Annotated in this window: 16 protein-coding genes; 8 read left to right on the top strand and 8 right to left on the bottom strand. The window is 60.7% G+C overall.

Annotated features, from left to right (window positions below; all coding sequences use genetic code 11):
* Positions 1-342 precede the first annotated feature (342 nt).
* Positions 343-2403 (top strand): TonB-dependent receptor, encoded by a 2061-nt coding sequence (locus AC3IT6_RS17155; RefSeq protein WP_489351398.1) that lies wholly within the window; start codon positions 343-345, stop codon positions 2401-2403.
* A 102-nt stretch (positions 2404-2505) separates the two neighbouring features.
* Here the strand turns inward: AC3IT6_RS17155 and AC3IT6_RS17150 are convergent, their stop codons facing one another.
* Together AC3IT6_RS17150 and AC3IT6_RS17145 are read right to left on the bottom strand one after the other, a co-directional pair.
* A complete protein-coding gene (locus AC3IT6_RS17150) occupies positions 2506-3465 on the bottom strand; it encodes an HlyD family secretion protein (RefSeq protein ID WP_489351396.1) in 960 nt (319 codons plus the stop codon).
* A gap of 3 nt (positions 3466-3468) precedes the next feature.
* Positions 3469-3840, bottom strand: a complete 372-nt coding sequence (locus AC3IT6_RS17145) for a DUF3302 domain-containing protein (RefSeq protein ID WP_150725365.1) — start codon at positions 3838-3840, stop codon at positions 3469-3471.
* 148 nt (positions 3841-3988) lie between these two features.
* On the opposite strand from AC3IT6_RS17145, the gene AC3IT6_RS17140 reads away from it, so the two are divergent.
* A complete protein-coding gene (locus AC3IT6_RS17140; protein ID WP_489351394.1) occupies positions 3989-4651 on the top strand; it encodes a hypothetical protein in 663 nt (220 codons plus the stop codon).
* Positions 4652-4728: 77 nt separating this feature from the next.
* The gene (locus AC3IT6_RS17135) at positions 4729-5811 is read left to right on the top strand and encodes a sterol desaturase family protein (RefSeq protein WP_489351392.1); all 1083 of its coding nucleotides are present in this window, start codon (positions 4729-4731) and stop codon (positions 5809-5811) included.
* 325 nt (positions 5812-6136) lie between these two features.
* Here the strand turns inward: AC3IT6_RS17135 and AC3IT6_RS17130 are convergent, their stop codons facing one another.
* Positions 6137-6895, bottom strand: coding sequence for a DUF899 domain-containing protein (locus AC3IT6_RS17130; RefSeq protein WP_489351390.1), 759 nt, complete (start codon positions 6893-6895; stop codon positions 6137-6139).
* An 84-nt stretch (positions 6896-6979) separates the two neighbouring features.
* On the opposite strand from AC3IT6_RS17130, the gene AC3IT6_RS17125 reads away from it, so the two are divergent.
* Both AC3IT6_RS17125 and AC3IT6_RS17120 read left to right on the top strand, forming a co-directional pair.
* Positions 6980-8200, top strand: a complete 1221-nt coding sequence (locus AC3IT6_RS17125; RefSeq protein ID WP_489351388.1) for a helix-turn-helix domain-containing protein — start codon at positions 6980-6982, stop codon at positions 8198-8200.
* 35 nt (positions 8201-8235) lie between these two features.
* Positions 8236-8868, top strand: a complete 633-nt coding sequence (locus AC3IT6_RS17120) for a Vgb family protein (RefSeq protein WP_489351386.1) — start codon at positions 8236-8238, stop codon at positions 8866-8868.
* A 177-nt stretch (positions 8869-9045) separates the two neighbouring features.
* On the opposite strand, the gene AC3IT6_RS17115 is transcribed toward AC3IT6_RS17120, so the two are convergent.
* A complete protein-coding gene (locus AC3IT6_RS17115) occupies positions 9046-9456 on the bottom strand; it encodes a GFA family protein (protein WP_489351384.1) in 411 nt (136 codons plus the stop codon).
* 388 nt (positions 9457-9844) lie between these two features.
* Positions 9845-10705: a CAP domain-containing protein gene (locus AC3IT6_RS17110; RefSeq protein ID WP_489351382.1), complete on the bottom strand. Its 861-nt coding sequence runs from the start codon at positions 10703-10705 to the stop codon at positions 9845-9847.
* 187 nt (positions 10706-10892) lie between these two features.
* Here AC3IT6_RS17110 and AC3IT6_RS17105 point away from each other — a divergent pair, with 187 nt between their 5' ends.
* Positions 10893-11252 carry a hypothetical protein gene (locus AC3IT6_RS17105; RefSeq protein ID WP_489351380.1) on the top strand — a complete coding sequence of 120 codons (360 nt, stop codon included), beginning with the start codon at positions 10893-10895 and terminating at the stop codon, positions 11250-11252.
* Here the strand turns inward: AC3IT6_RS17105 and AC3IT6_RS17100 are convergent.
* The 3 genes from AC3IT6_RS17100 to AC3IT6_RS17090 all read right to left on the bottom strand — a co-directional run bounded on the left by AC3IT6_RS17100 (position 11249) and on the right by AC3IT6_RS17090 (position 13468).
* The gene (locus tag AC3IT6_RS17100) at positions 11249-11914 is read right to left on the bottom strand and encodes a helix-turn-helix transcriptional regulator (RefSeq protein ID WP_489351378.1); all 666 of its coding nucleotides are present in this window, start codon (positions 11912-11914) and stop codon (positions 11249-11251) included. The genes AC3IT6_RS17105 and AC3IT6_RS17100 overlap by 4 nt on opposite strands.
* Before the next feature lie 19 nt (positions 11915-11933).
* A complete protein-coding gene (locus tag AC3IT6_RS17095) occupies positions 11934-12563 on the bottom strand; it encodes a hypothetical protein (protein WP_489351369.1) in 630 nt (209 codons plus the stop codon).
* A gap of 116 nt (positions 12564-12679) precedes the next feature.
* Complete coding sequence (locus tag AC3IT6_RS17090; RefSeq protein WP_489351366.1) at positions 12680-13468, bottom strand: alpha/beta hydrolase; 789 nt, start codon at positions 13466-13468, stop codon at positions 12680-12682.
* 126 nt (positions 13469-13594) lie between these two features.
* Between AC3IT6_RS17090 and AC3IT6_RS17085 the strand changes: the two genes are divergently transcribed.
* Both AC3IT6_RS17085 and AC3IT6_RS17080 read left to right on the top strand, forming a co-directional pair.
* Complete coding sequence (locus AC3IT6_RS17085) at positions 13595-14539, top strand: aldo/keto reductase (protein ID WP_489351364.1); 945 nt, start codon at positions 13595-13597, stop codon at positions 14537-14539.
* 123 nt (positions 14540-14662) lie between these two features.
* Entirely contained in the window at positions 14663-15316 is a 654-nt protein-coding gene (locus AC3IT6_RS17080; RefSeq protein WP_150759193.1) for a peroxiredoxin, read from the top strand.
* Positions 15317-15414: the final 98 nt, after the last annotated feature.

Genomic DNA, 15414 nt, shown 5'->3' with positions numbered 1-15414 from the left:
TTGGATTATTTAGCGCTGACCCTCGCTGCCTCGCTCGACGTTTCCCGATATCTCCTTACCGATAATTCAAGCACCGCAATGGTGCGAGCCACTGTCTGGCCTTCTCACTCGGCCCCCTGCCGTTAAACACCTGAAATCCAAAAAAACCAGCGTGCCTGAGGCAGCAACAATCAAAATCAAATGTATTCGATTGAATACATTTCGACTGCATAAATACAAATGAGAGGGTTTATCAATAGTATTTGCTTCTGCATTGCTTTCGATTAGACTCCCGCCCGCTGTAGGAAAACAGCTTTCTGGATGTAAGAAAAAAACAAAATATCTGTCACAGGGGAGCGGGGCGTGAATTTCAAAAAAAATACAATTGCGTTGGCTGCGGGGTCGGCGGCTTGCCTGATGAACAGCGCATGGGCGGCCGAGCAGTCGAACACAATGGAAATCGCCCCGATCACGGTGACCGGTGAAAAAATCAACCGCACCCTGGAAAAAACCCAGTCGAGCGTGGTGGTGGTCACCGACAAACAGCTACGAGAAAAGGAAGACCACGACCTGGTCGATGTGTTCGCCCGTACACCGGGTGTCTACAACCAGTCCGGCAACGAAAACTGGGGTATCCGCGGCGTGCCAGTGTCCGGTTTCGATGACCAGGGGCCGGCCACGCTCAATGGTGCGGTCTCGGTGTTCGTCGACGGCGCCGTGCAGCCCAACCGTGCACTGACCCTCAGCCCAATGCCGCTGTGGGACGTCGAGCAGGTCGAAGTGTTCCTGGGTCCGCAGTCCACTACCCAGGGTCGTAACTCCCTGGCCGGTGCCGTGGTCATCCAGACCAAGAACCCGACCTTCGTCCCGAGCCTTTCGGCGCAGACCAACGTGGGCAACTACGGTGAGAGCGGAGGTGCGATTGCCGGTGGTGGCTCGATCATCGACGACAAGATCGCCGGCCGTATCGCCGTGGATTACCAGGACGGTGACGGTTACATCGACAACGTCGCACTCGATGAAGACGCCAACCCGACCCGCACCTACAACGCCCGTGGCAAGCTGTTGATCCTGCCCAACGACGATCTCGATGTGCTGCTGACCTACGCCCATGGTGAAAGCCGCAAGGGCGACAACTCGGTCATGCGCGAAAACGGCAAGGTCCGTTACTACGACGTGTCGTCCAACACCAGGGCGTTCGACAAGCTCAAGCAAGACACCGTCAGCGCCAAAGTGGATTACCGCCTGGACGATAACTGGTCCGTGACCAGCCTCACGGCCAATACCAGCTCCGACTATGACGCCCGCCTGGACTTCGACCAGACGGCCGTGGATAACCAGGTCGTACTGCGCAAGCAGGACGGCGACCTGTTCAGCCAGGAGCTGCGCCTGAACTACACCGGCGATACGGTGAAGAGCTTCGTCGGTGCCTACTATGGCCACAACACCAACAACTTCCACGACCGGTTGTTGTTCGACGATGAACTGTTCGGTACCGCCAAGGGTGATACCAAGATCGAAAACAAGGCGGTGTTCGGTGAAATCAACTGGACCTTCGTACCGCGCTGGACATTGATCACCGGCCTGCGCTACGACCACGAGAAGAACGACACCGACATCGAGCAGGACGACTTCTCCAGTCCCGGTAAAGTCAGCAAGTCATTTGATGCCGTGTTGCCGAAACTGGGCATCGACTATGAACTGGCCGCGAACCAGTACATGGGCTTCATGGTGCAGAAAGGCTATCGCGGGGGCGGCGTCAACGTTCGCGCCGGTGGCGGCCACGAGCCGTACGATCCGGAATACACCACGAACTACGAACTGTCCTACCGCGGTTCGTTCTTTGACCAGACCCTGCGTACCCGCGCCAACCTTTACTACACCGACTGGAAAGACCAGCAGGTCAGTGTGCTGGACCCGAACACCGAGTTCCTTCACGTGTTCAACGCCGGCCGCAGTGACATCAAGGGCCTGGAAGTCTCCGTTGAAAAAGACTTTGGCGAACAGTTGACCCTGACCGCCGGTGCCTCTGTGACCGATGGCAAGTACAAGGACTTCGTCGCAGAGGATGGCCGGGACAGAAGCGGCCAGGACTTCCTCTTTTCGCCCAAATACAAGATGGCGCTGGGCGGTACCTATCGCTGGAATGATCGTCTGACACTGAACACCGACGTCATTTACCAGAGCACCTCGCCGTCGGAGTATGAGTTCGATGACGCCGGCCAGGTCATTGGCGAGCGCAAGGCCGACGCCTACTGGCTGGCCAACTTCAACGCCGAGTACAAGATCACCAGGAACGTCGCCGTGTCCGGCTACGTGAAAAACGCCTTCGACAAGGAATACGTCACCAACAATCGCAGCAGCGACATCATCGATGTCGGCGCCCCGCGTACGGTTGGGCTGGTTCTGCGCTACGACCTGTAACGCGACTGATGCCAGGCATCTGGCACAACTGGCCGACGACTTGCTCGCCGAACCGGCAACTGACCCAATTCAAGGATTGAGCCAGTTGCCGTCGCTGCCGGGTTAGTGGAACGGAAAGATGTAGTTCATCCAGGCGGCCATGCGCAGGAGGATTTTGCGCATCATCGCGATGTGATGGAAATGCTGGCTGTACAACGCCGCCTGCCCGTAGGCACCGCCGGGCATCTGGCCGGCGTACTGGGCATAGTCGGGATCGGTGATTTCAATGATCACCGGGACCCGGCCGGCCGGTGGTGAACCGGTGAAGCCGATCAGCGTGCCCGAAGGTTGGACCTGGCCTTCGGCGATGACCGAAACCACGGTTTTGACCTTGCCTTCGAAAACCTTTCCGGGAATGCCGTCGAAAGCGACTTCGGCCTCGTCGCCCTCGGTCAGGCGCAACAGGCTGTTCTGCCGCATCCACGCCGCGAAGTAATGCCCTTCGGCGGGAATGAAGACCATCGAAGGGCGCAGTGGCAACTTGGTCGCCATCATGCCCGGACGCAACGAAACGTGGGTGACGAAGCCTTTGCTCGGCGCGCGGACGGTGGTGTTGTCGAGTTCGTACTGCACGTTGTCCAGTTGTGCCTTCAGGTCATCACTGCGCGCGACCACAATGTCCAGTTCCCGTTGGGTACTGAAATTACGCTTGATCAGCTCGGTGATCCGCGCGCGATCGGCCTGGGCGGCAATCAGCTGTGCCTTGAGGGATTTCAGTCGGTACTCGAACGGCGCGGGGTCGATGCGAAACAGCACATCGCCTTTTTCCAGGGGCTGGTTGGTCTTCACCGGTACATCGATCACCTGGCCGCTGACCACGGGTATCACCGGAACCGACACGAAATAGGAACGCGCCACCTCAGAGTAGGGGTGGTTGTAGTTCATCGTGAAAATCAGCGCGCCGATAATCACGATCCCGCCCAGCACCGCCGTGGGCACCGTCCATTTGTTCAGGGGGATGCGGAAGATCTTGAAGATGGCTATGCACAGAGCGGCATACGTCAGAATGAGTAAGAGATCCATGGCTCAAATGCCCTCGCCGAGATTGTCCGTTGGTACCCGGTTCTGGGTCGTGCCCGTTGCTGCCTCCAGGCGCTCGATCCGGCCTTGCAGCTCGGCGACCTGTTGTTCGAGGTGAACCACATGACTTTTTGCTGAATGTCCGTCACTGAAACCCCAGCCCCGGTCCTCTCGATAGGCCATCGCCCAGATCCACAGGAACGGCCATAGCGCGTGCAGGGTGAACAGGCTGACCCAGCCGGTGGCGTGGATTGCATCCTGGTGAGGGTGGTTGCGGTGGACGGCAATTTCATAGGGAATGTCGTGGAGCAGAATGATCCCGTAAAACAGGACAAGCCCGACAAAGACCAGCAGGCCCAGGGCGAAGTAATCAAGCATGAACCACTCCTCTTGAAGCGGATAACGTGTGCGCATGAGTGTAGCCGTTCAATCTACACTTGACGGGGATGCGGATATCCAGCCTGGTCAACCGGTGCCTGGCCGAAGCGTCGACCGGTATCGTGCAAGATTCCAATGAGGTGAATTCATGCCAATCAATGGTCGATTCGAGAGGGCCCCTGTACTTGACCCTGTCGAGCGCATTACCGAGGTGATCTTCGGCCTGCTGATGGCCATGACGTTCACCGGCACCATCAGCGTGGCCACGGCAGACCAGGCAGCCGAACGCACGATGATGATTGCCGCGCTCGGCTGCAATCTCGCCTGGGGACTGGCGGATGCGGTCATGTACCTGTTGCGCGCACTGGTCGAGCGCACACGCAGGATCAAGCTGTACATGGCCCTGCGCAATGGCGCGGACCCCGCGGTCGGTCAGGCGCTCGTTGCGCAGGTGTTGCCGTTGCAGTTCGCGACGGCGGCCGGCAGCGAGGGGCTGGAGTTGTTGCGCCGTCGGCTGCTCGAGCAGCCCCCCTTGCCGATCAGGGCCGGCCTGGGCTGGAACGACTTCAGGGGCGCCCTTGGTGTTTTCCTGTTGGTCGTGGGCTCGACATTTCCGTTGGTGGTGCCGTTCATACTGCTCGATCAGACGGCACTCGCCATCCGCCTGTCCAACCTGATCGGCCTCGTGGTGCTGTTCATCGCAGGCTGGATGCTCGCCAGATACGCTGGCGCCACGCAATGGCAGGGCGGGGTGATCATGGCTGCCACGGGGGGTGTGCTGATCCTTGCGATCATTGGGCTCGGTGGCTGACAACCGGTCATAATTCAACACACTAAAGACTCATTCTCATTTACTATTGCCCTTCCATTTACGTCGGGCAGCCCGGTATGGATGTTCTTGCCACAATCCATCTTTATTTATCCCAATGGGTGATCGAGCCGGTCACCCGGCAGTTCCTGGGCATTTTCGACTTCAACGGCAGACTCGGTCTAGCCTTTCTCTGCATGTCTTACGGCGTCGCCTACTGCCTGTTCCGCTACCGAAAATCCCGGGGCCTGACCGACGCGCGCTCATTCGGGCAGTTCATCGGCGGCCGCCGGGTGTACCTGCATCGCTCGGCGCTGCTCGACTACCGCTATTACTTCGTACTCGCCATCCTCAAGGTTGCCCTGGTACTGCCCATCGTCGGCCTGGTGGATCCGTATGTCTTGCGTTCAGCGGACTACATCGCGTTCTTCACTCAACTGTGGGGCGCGCGTACGCAAGTGGAGGAGCACCTGGCGCTGACCCTGCTCTATGGGCTGGGCGTATTTCTGGTCAAGGACTTCAGCCATTACTGGGGCCATCGCGCTTTCCATTCGCGGTATCTGTGGGCCTTCCACAAAGTCCATCATTCGGCGCCCGTGCTGGTGCCGGCGACGGCCAGCCGCGTGCACTTTCTGGAAGAAGTGGTCGAGAAGCTCACGGACATCATCTGCGTCGGCGCGTTTGCCGGTGTCTTCTGGTACGTCTGTGGCGGTGAGATCAGTCGCTACACCTTGTTTGGCGTGACCTACATGGTGTTCATCTTCAATGCCCTGGCGGCCAACCTGCGTCACAGCCATGTCTGGTTGTCCTTCGGGCCGGTGCTGGAGCGGGTGCTGAGCAGCCCGGCGCAACACCAGATTCATCACAGCGATGCACCGCGACACTTCAACAAGAACTTCGGCATCAACCTGTCACTGTGGGACTGGATGTTCGGCACGCTGTACGTCACCCGGTCCAAACCCGAGGTCATCCAGTTTGGCACCGGTGAGCAGGATCACGAGCGTTACCTGACGCTGCAGGGGCTGATCGTCACGCCCTTCGTGGATATCGCCCGCAAACTCTTTCCTGGAAAACCCTTGAAAGCACAGCCTGAAAGCGGATCTGATCCGTATTTTTCAGCGCAATCTGCCTCTGTAACGGATACAGCCGCCAGCCCACAATAAGTCTTCGGTACGCCGTTGGGGCAGCACACGCCGCCCCCTGTACCGCCAATTCATAGTGTGGGAGGCCCCATGGCCAAGATGACGATTTTTCTCGGCGGTTTTCTGCTGTTGACCATTCTGATCGGTATGCTGGCGACGATTCCGCCGGCGTGATTACACACCGCAGATCACTCTGATTGCCTGGCGTGCCAGCTCCGTACCCATGGAGTGTCGACCCTCCTTTATTCCTCCAGTGTTCAAGCGGTGTTTGGCGGGCGGCGGCAGCCAGTGACGTCGTTGGCGTGGCTTACCCGCGATCCGGAACCTGGCCACACCGCCTCCGCGCTCACTGGTACTCATCATGCCGGCGCCACCAGGGCCCCGTTTCATTGCGGCCCTTGGGCGCGCGGTCGAGCCATTGGTACATGCCCCACAATCCGTCCAGGCCACGTGCGTAGGTGGAATAGGTGTGATAGATCTCGCCGTCTTCCAATACAAACGTACTCAGCCCCGGCCTGTCGCGGGTATAGGTGGGCGCATCGGTGCCACAGGTCGCGGCGAACTGTTTCACCGGTTCCGGTATTTCACTGGCGTCCATGGCATGGCCGCCGCGCTGGTAGTTGTATTCGACCAGCCCTTCACGCTGCTGGGCTTCGGTGAAGTAGACGTTGAAGTCGGCAGTGAAGTCGCTGTCGGCGGCCGAGGCCCAGGGGAAGGTCCAGCCCATTCGGCGCTTGTAGGCCTGTAGTTTCGCCAACGGCGCGCGGGATATGGCCATCAGGGTCACGTCGTGGTTCGCCAGGTGGACGACGACGGGGTCGAAGCCATCGGCGATGGCGGAGCAGGACGGGCAGCCGGCGGTATAGTCGGGGCCGAACATGAAGTGGTAGACCAGCAGTTGCGAGCGCCCTTGAAAGAGTTCGGCCAGGGTGGCGCTGCCGTTGTCGGTATCGAAGCGGTACGTCTTGTCGAGGCGAACCCATGGCAAGGCCTGGCGTTGCCTGGCCACTTCATCGCTGCGACGGGTCAGTGCCTTTTCCGCTTCGAGCAGTTGCAGGCGTGCCGCCAGCCATTGGTCCCTGGACGCGGTTTTGTGGGTGTTCATCGTTCTGCGCTCCTGGTGAAAGGTCGTGATTTAGACTAAACCCGGGTGTCAAATGATGGGAGTGACAAGCGTGGCGGGATTTCCATGGACTCGATGATCACGGCCGCTGCACAGGCGCTGGCGGCGGGCAATCCGCTGGGCGCACTGGACCGCGTGGCCTTGCGCGACGATGCGCCGGCGCTGGCCCTGCGCGGTATCGCCATGGCGCAACTGGGCGAACTGGTGCGGGCCAGGTCGCTGATCAAGCGTGCGCAACGGGCCTTTGCGCCCAGGGAAGTGCTGGCCCGGGCGCGCTGTGTGGTGGCCGAGGCGGAAGTCGCCCTGGCTTCGCGGGAGCTCGGCTGGCCAGTCAAGGCGCTCGAAACGGCGCGGGTCACCCTTGAACACCACGGTGACCGGGTCAATGCCGCCCATGCGCGTTATCTGCAAATCCGCCGTTTGCTGCTGATCGGTCAGCTCGACGAGGCGCAGCAGTTATTGGCCGAACTCGACCCCGACCCATTGCCGCCAGCCTTGCGGGCAACCCATGAACTGGTGCTGGCAGGGATCGCTATTCGACGCCTGCAATCGCATGCAGCGCGGGAGGCGTTGAACAGGGCCGGGCAGGCTGCCGGTCAAACCGGGATTGCTGCGCTGATGGCTGAGGTCCAACACGCTGCGTATCTGCTGGATGCCCCCGCCGCACGCCTGATTGCCCAGGGTGAAGTACGGCCACTGTTGCTCGATGATGTTGAAGCGTTGTTCTGTTCAACGTCACTGGTGGTGGATGCCTGCCGGTACGTTGTGCACGGCTGTGGCATGTCGGTGCCGCTGGCGACGCGGCCGATCCTGTTCGTGCTCGCCCGTGCTTTGGCCGAGGCATGGCCCGCCGACGTTACGCGGGAAGTGCTGATCGCCCGGGCATTCCGTCTGAAGCTCTCGGATGAGTCCCATCGCGCCCGGCTTCGTGTGGAAATCGGCAGGCTGCGTAAAGCACTCAAGCCGTTGGCCGACGTCATCGCGACAGCCCGCGGTTATGCCCTGCAATCGTCGGTGTGTACGGAGGTGGTGGCGCTGGCGCAACCTGTTGAGGAAAAATTTGCCGCGGTGTTGGCCTGCCTCGCCGATGGCGAGTCGTGGTCGAGTTCCGCCCTGGCACTGGCGCTGGGTACCAGCCAGCGCACGGTGCAACGGGCGCTCGATACACTGGCGGAGCAGGGCAAGGTGCAGTGGTTTGGCCGTGGCCGCGCACGGCGCTGGATGACGCCACCGGTGCCGGGATTCGCGACGACCTTGTTACTCCCGGCACCGCTGCCCGGTGGCTAGGATGAACGCCACCAACCCCCATCGAGGAATGCCAGATGAAACACGCAAATGCTGAAATCATTCGTGAATATGGCCCGTTTGCCGATGTCGACCACGTGTGCGGCGTCACTTGGGACGGCGAAAAAGTCTGGTTCGCCAGCAACAGCAAAATCAACGCCCTGGACCCGGAAAGCGGCAAGGTGCTGAGTTCGATCGATGTCGCTGCCCATGCCGGCACCGCGTTTGACGGGGAGCACCTGTTCCAGATCGCCGAAGACCGCATCCACAAGATCGACCCCCGCACCGGTCGTATCCTCTCGACCATTCCTGCCCCCGGCGCAGGCACCGATTCGGGGCTGACCTGGGCCGAAGGGACGTTGTGGGTGGGCCAGTACCGCGAACGCAAGATCCACCAGATCGACCCCGAAACCGGCAAGATCCTGCGCACCATCGAATCCAACCGTTTCGTCACCGGCGTGACCTGGGTGGACGGTGCGCTGTGGCACGGTACGTGGGAAGGCGATGAAAGCGAGCTGCGCCGGATCGATCCGCAATCGGGCGAAGTGCTGCAGAGCCTGAAAATGCCCGAAGGCGTGGGCGTGTCGGGGCTTGAGTCCGATGGTGGCGAGCGGTTGTTCTGCGGTGGCGGCGATAGCGGCAAGGTGAGGGTGGTGCGTAGGCCTTCGTGAGGCTCTCCAGCCAGGTCACCAGGTACAACCTGTGTGGGAGCGAGCTTGCTCGCGATAGCGGTGGGTCAGTCACGCCGATGCAGGCTGTAAGGACGCTTTCGCGAGCAAGCCCGCTCCCACAGGGTTAGTGGGTGTACGCAAAATCTGCGAGCAACCGAAATCACTGTGGGAGCAAGCTCACACCACTGAGTCCGTTTGTGGATGATGATCGTTGATGTCGTACCAATCCGCTTTCGAGCCGACACAAACATGTTTTTGTTTGCGTGTTCGTAGTGGCGTATCCAGCGTTCCGAGGGTAATCGAAACCCACTCGGAAAACTGTCCTGTCGAGTCAGTCCAGAACAGTGAAGATCCGCAGTGAGAACAGAACTGCCGCGTGACACCCCTGGACGATTCATACGCTTGCAGTGAATCTGCGCCGGTCATGATGGCTAGCGCCAAGGCGGGCGCGCTGGCATAGGTTGCAAACGCAGCCCCATGGCCCTTTCGGCATTGGCTGCAATGGCAATGGGTGACGGCTTTCAGCTCGGTCGACAAGCGATATTTGACGGCGCCGCAGAGGCAACTGCCTCGGTGAAACTCATCCATGTAAAGTCATCCCTGGATCGATAGTATTTTTCCGTCCAGCCATGTTTTCTGCTGGTCGAAATCGGTCTAAAAGCCCGGTTGGCAATCGTGCCTGTTTTGCTATCCTCAATCTTGTAGGTGAAGACGCAGACTGATGCGCAAAAGGATAGCAAGGAGACGTGGGGCGCGTTCCGAAGGGTACACGGTTAGAAAGATCCCCGCGCTGGGATCCAGCCCTTATGCCGTGTGAAGCAGAAGAGTTCCATTACAGTTTCACGGCTCTTTTGTGGGAGGCCTGATAAACCTTGTAAGCCGGAGACCAGCGCCGGCCACCTACTTATTACATTCACCCACGAAGCCCGCCCAGTGCGGGCTTTTTAATGCCCGCAAGGTGAGCCTGGTCAGCGGCTCAAGGCGCGCCAAACAGCATCGTCCAGTAGACACCGTTGTCGCTGCGCGCGTTGGCGGCGTAAGCGGCACCGACCTGGGTGAACATCGGGTTCATCAGGTTGGCGCAGTGCCCGGGGCTGGCGAGCCAACCGGCCATGGCCTTGCTGGGTGAACCTTGCCCGGCGGCGATGTTTTCACCGATTTGCCGGCCACGGTAGCCGGCGGCCCTGGCGCGGTCGGAGGGCATGTCACCGTCGGGGTCCTGGTGGGCAAAATAGTTGCCGTAGGCCATATCCTTGCTATGGCTTTGTGCTGCGGAGCCCAAGGCTGCACTCCAGGACAGCGGCCGCGCGGCGGCAAAACGCTGGCGACCACACATGCGCGGCTTGGCCCGGGCTGCGTTGACCTGCGCCAGCAACGCCTGTGCGGCGCTGCGCGGATCGCCGGTTTTCCCGTCGAGCACCGGCCGTGCCAGCACCACTTGCCACTCACTTCCGGCGCGGCTGACGCCGATGTCGGCGTATTGGTTGTCGAGCAGCGCGGCGCAGTGCTCGTCCTGGAACATATCGAAGGCTTCTTCGGCGTCCCGTGCACCCACCACGCGGATCGACCGCACCATGGTTGCTTGATAGCCGGAAGCCTTTAACCGGTCCCGCAATCCACCGCCATAGCCAACGGGCAGGGCCAGGTTCGACTTGAGCGTCAGGGGGGATAAGCGTTGTGTCGGCCGCCGGTCGCAGCGTTGTGGATGGGCGCGATAGTCGTTGATGGCGTCTACCAGTTGCCGTTGCCCATCGGCGTGGGCGGGGCTGGCAAAAACCGGGAGCAGGGAAAACAGGCACAGTGAAGAAAAGCGCAAGGCAACGACAGTTTGGCGCATGGACGGACAACTCTGATGAGATGACAACGAAGAAAGTGGGGAAAAGCGCTGGGCTATGACTGGTGCCTTGAAACAAGGTTCACGGCGGACAACCGTCTATTTGCGGGCGTAGCCATGAGCCCGACGAAGGAGGGGGGGCATCGGGTCTGTATGATGGGACTTTTTCGCCCCAGACAAGGATCAATCCATGGGTTTGAGCAAACGCGATCAGGCGCATATCGAACGGCGTCTGGTCGCCACCCTGACCGAGGCGTGCGAGACGGCCAAAGCGGAAATCGTCGGGTTTCAGTGGTTGACCCATGTCGCCGACTACGCCCGGTTTCCGGCCAGCCTAAAGGTGGTTTGGGTCTTTGATACTCAGGCCAACAGGGAGCAGGCGCTGGCCAAGGGGCAGGGCGAACGCATGGTCGAATTCACCGCCATGGCCCTGGGTGAGGCGCAGGTTCAGCTCGGCCCGGTGGCGGCCCATGTGTTGTTCGACTCTGAAGAAGCCTGCCAGCGGGACAACGCCGGAAACTGGCAGCAAAGGCTGTCACGCAAGCGCTAGGCTGGCTGATCGGTATCGGCTGGAGCAGCGTCAGTCGCGACGTCCGGGGTTTCACTCGGTCGCAGCCTGAAGCGACAGACATGCCCGCCGCGCACCATGCACTCACTGTGCTCGACTTCGCCGCCGCCCAACGCGCCGATCAAGGCCAGGTCCAGTTCGCAGACCACCGGGTGCTCGGCGGCCAGGCGATGGAACACGCAGTTATGCGCGACGATTTCCGGGGTACCGCCTGAGCGAAAAAACACCTCGGCTTCGTAGCCTGTCTGGTTCATGTGCCGCACGATCCGGGCTTCATCCACGACCTGTTGTTCCAGGTCTGAAGCCAGCTTGCGACCCATGCTGCGCATCAGCGAGGCCATGGCTTCAGGACCGATGATGCCAGCCACTTCATCAATCAATACGCTGGCCAGTAGCTGATAGTGGCGAGGGAACTGCTCCCGCGCGTGGTCGGTGAGCCGATACAACTGCTCCGGACGACGACCCGTCGGACGGGTGTCGCCGCGCAGCACCAGACCGTCACGCTCCAGCGCCGCCAGGTGTTGACGGATCGCCGTGCGCGTGACGGCCAAGTGCTCAGCCAACTCGTCAATGCTCATGCCGCCCCCATGGTGCAGCAGCGCATTGAGCAGGTCCTGCTGTGTTCGGCCCAGTCCTTCCAGCATGGTGTGCCCTCGCGCGATATCAGAACTTGTCCGGGAATTGCTTGACCAGCGCGCCGGTCAGCGCGTCGGCAAGGGCCTGGATGTGCGTGCGCATCATCGCCCAGGTGCGGGCTTCGCCGGCGTAATCGTGCGCGGCAAACTCATCGATCTGGGCGACGTGGTGACCGCCATGGGCTGACAACATGTTGACCAGTGTGGCTTCAGGCAGATTGGGATTGGCGGTGGCCAGGAAAGCCGCAATCGCCTTGGCATTGCTGGTCAACTCGGTGACGGCGGCCTGTTTGCCCTTGGCGTCCTTGGCCACAGTGGCATCACTGTAGTGTTTCACCGCGCCCCAGTGACCGGCAAGCAGCTTGAGCAGTTGATCCGCCGCCGGTTGGCCGTAGAGCGGGGCGATGCTGTTGGCGATTTTGGTGGCGTTGTCGACCACCTGGTCCGCCGCGACTTTGGCTTGCTTTTTGTCGGCGGATTGATTGGCCAGCGCGTAGTTTCTGATCCAGAAAATGTGTTCGACCCAAAGGTCACGCTCGGCCAGGCGCGTGGTCAACGCGGGGCTGTCGGCAGCGGCGGGTGAGGCGGCAGGCGTCTGGCTCCAGGCCGGTTGCGCACACAAAGCCAGCAGGAGCAAAGCCAGGGTTTTGATATTCATGACGGCACCCTCTGAGAGTGGGAACGTTCGACAATATCAATATAGGCATAAAAATATGTTTTTATTGGAAGGAGACATAATCTCGGACCAATGGTCGCCACGTTCTACTTTGCTTGCTACAACCCACCCTCCAACGCCTTGAGGTATTCAGGGCTTTCGCCGATCGAGTTATGCCCCGTCCCCGGTATTACCCGCAGTGACGCCACGCCTTTGGCGAAGTGTGTGTACAAACGTTCGGTGCTCGGGCGCGGAATCACCTCGTCATGCTCGGCCGCGATCAACAGTGTCGGCACCGTGATGCGGGCGGCGTACTGCCAGGACGGGTATTTGTCCTTCAACAACCAGCGCACCGGAAACCAGCGGAACTGACGGGCGGCGAGCCCTTCGAGGCTGTTATAGGGCGTGATCAGCACAAGTCGTGCGGCCGGGCGCTCGCTGGCCAGGCGCACGGCCACCCCGGAACCCAGGCTGCGGCCGACCAGCGCCACATGCGGATGGCTGGCATACACCTGGTCGAACAAGGTGATGGCATCGCGGGCAATGGCCTCTTCGGAAGGCGAGCCGGAACTGCCGCCATAACCACGGTAATGCAGCAGGTACAGCGCGTAGTCCGGGAACGCTTGGGAGAACTCGGGCAGGTTGCGCGAGACGTCTTCGGCATTGCCGCCAAAATAAATCAGTGCGTTGGGACCTTCGTGCGGTCGGATGGACACCAGCACCTGCGCGTCGGCGACCGGCAGGGTGAGCAGCGTCCCGACGGTACCGATGGCGCGCGGTTGCGGGTAATAAATCAGCGCCCGCTGGAACACGAACAGCGCCACGCACAACGCCAGGTACGACGCAGCGATGACGACGACGAGTAACACCAGGGTACGCGACATTCGGCTAACGTTAGTGGGCGGCATTGACGGCTCGGGGTTTGCAAGTGGCTAGCGCAAGGCTTCTTGAGTGTAGTCAATCGCCCCTTGGCGCGGGGTATCCGGGTTGTCGGCGCAACAGCCCGGACCCCGGCGACTGGTGAGAAACGTTTTATGAGCCATCCTGAGGGTTACACCCGTAGAAAAGTACTCACGCTGGCTGCCGGTGCTTCGGCGGTCTTCACGTTCGGTCCGGTGGGTGCACAACCCGCGCCGTCGACGGGAACAGGAGGCAAGACCATGCAGACCCGTGCCATTCCTTCCAGCAACGAGTCCTTGCCGATCGTAGGGTTGGGCACTTACCGCGGATTCGATGTCGAGCCTTCGCAACCGGCTTACAAAGACTTGCCCGCGGTGCTGGATGCCTTGTTCGACAAGGGTGGCAAGCTGATCGACAGCTCGCCGATGTACGGTCGCGCCGAACAGGTCATCGGCGAACTGCTGTCGATCCATGAGCCGCGCTCGCCGGCCTTCCTGGCCACCAAGGTGTGGACCCGGGGCCGCGAAGAAGGCATCGCGCAGATGGAACAATCCTTCGCCCTGTTGCAGACCGACCGGATCGACCTGATGCAGATCCACAACCTGCTGGACTGGCAGACGCACCTGCCGACCCTGCGTCACTGGAAGGAAGCCGGGCGCATCCGCTACATTGGCATCACCCATTACACGGCGTCGGCCTATGAAGAAGTGGAAGCGGTACTCAAGGCCGAGCCGCTGGATTTCTTGCAGATCAACTACGCCATGGATGATCGCGGCGCAGAGAAACGCCTGCTGCCGTTGTGTCGCGAGCGAGGCGTGGCGGTGATCTGCAACCGGCCGTTTGGCGGTGGCGGCTTGCTGGCCAAACTGAAAGATAAACCGCTGCCAGGCTGGGCGGCGCAAGTCGGGGTCAAGAGCTGGCCGCAACTGGCGCTGAAGTTCCTGCTGTCGCATTCGGCGGTGACCTGCGTGATTCCCGGCACCGGCAACCCGCGCTACATGGCGGAAAATGCCCGGGCCGGTTTCGGCCCGATGCTGACCGATGCCCAGCGTCAGCAACTGATTGCGCTGGTGGGCTAGCGACTTGTTCCAAGCGTTGCGGCGAGTCGTCGAACCTCTCCTATACTGTCTCGCGTCCATGCCGTTTGAAGCGCATTCGTTGCCCTGACGGCGTCCCTGTCCATCACTGCAAGGAGATCGAACATGGCTATCCGCATTGGCGACGAAGCACCGGATTTCACCGCCGACACCACCGAAGGCACCCTCAACTTTCACCAATGGATCGGCGATGGCTGGGCCATCCTGTTTTCCCATCCCAAGGATTTCACCCCGGTGTGCACCACCGAACTGGGTTACCTGGCCAAACTCAAGCCGGAATTCGACAAGCGCAACACCAAGGTCATCGGCCTCAGCGTCGACCCGGTCAGCGACCATAACCGCTGGGTCGGCGACATCGCCGAGACCCAGGGCACGGCGGTCAACTATCCGCTGATCGGCGACGAAAACCTGGTGGTGGCCAAGCTCTACGACATGATCCACCCCAATGCCAGCGGCGGCGCACGCACGGCAGTGGACAACGCCACGGTGCGTTCGGTGTTCATCGTCGGCCCGGACAAGAAGGTCAAGGCCATGCTGATCTACCCGATGAGCGCCGGGCGCAATTTCGATGAAGTGCTGCGCCTGCTCGATTCCCTGCAACTCAATGCCAAGCACACCGTTGCCACGCCGGTTAACTGGCAGCCGGGTGAAGACGTGATCATCCCGACGTCGGTGTCTGACGAAGACGCGAAGAAGAAATACCCGGATGGCTTCACGACCCTGAAGCCGTATCTGCGGACGGTGGCTCAGCCGAAATAACTGCTGCGGCCTTAAGATCGCCTTCGCGAGCAAGCCCGCTCCCACAGGGGGATCTCCAGTGAACACAAAATCTGTGTACGACAGAGAACCAATGTGGG

The sequence above is a fragment of the Pseudomonas sp. KH_017 genome, assembly GCF_057840285.1.
Note: the sequence above shows the minus strand (reverse complement) of the source record. Positions and strands in the feature narration are given on the sequence as shown.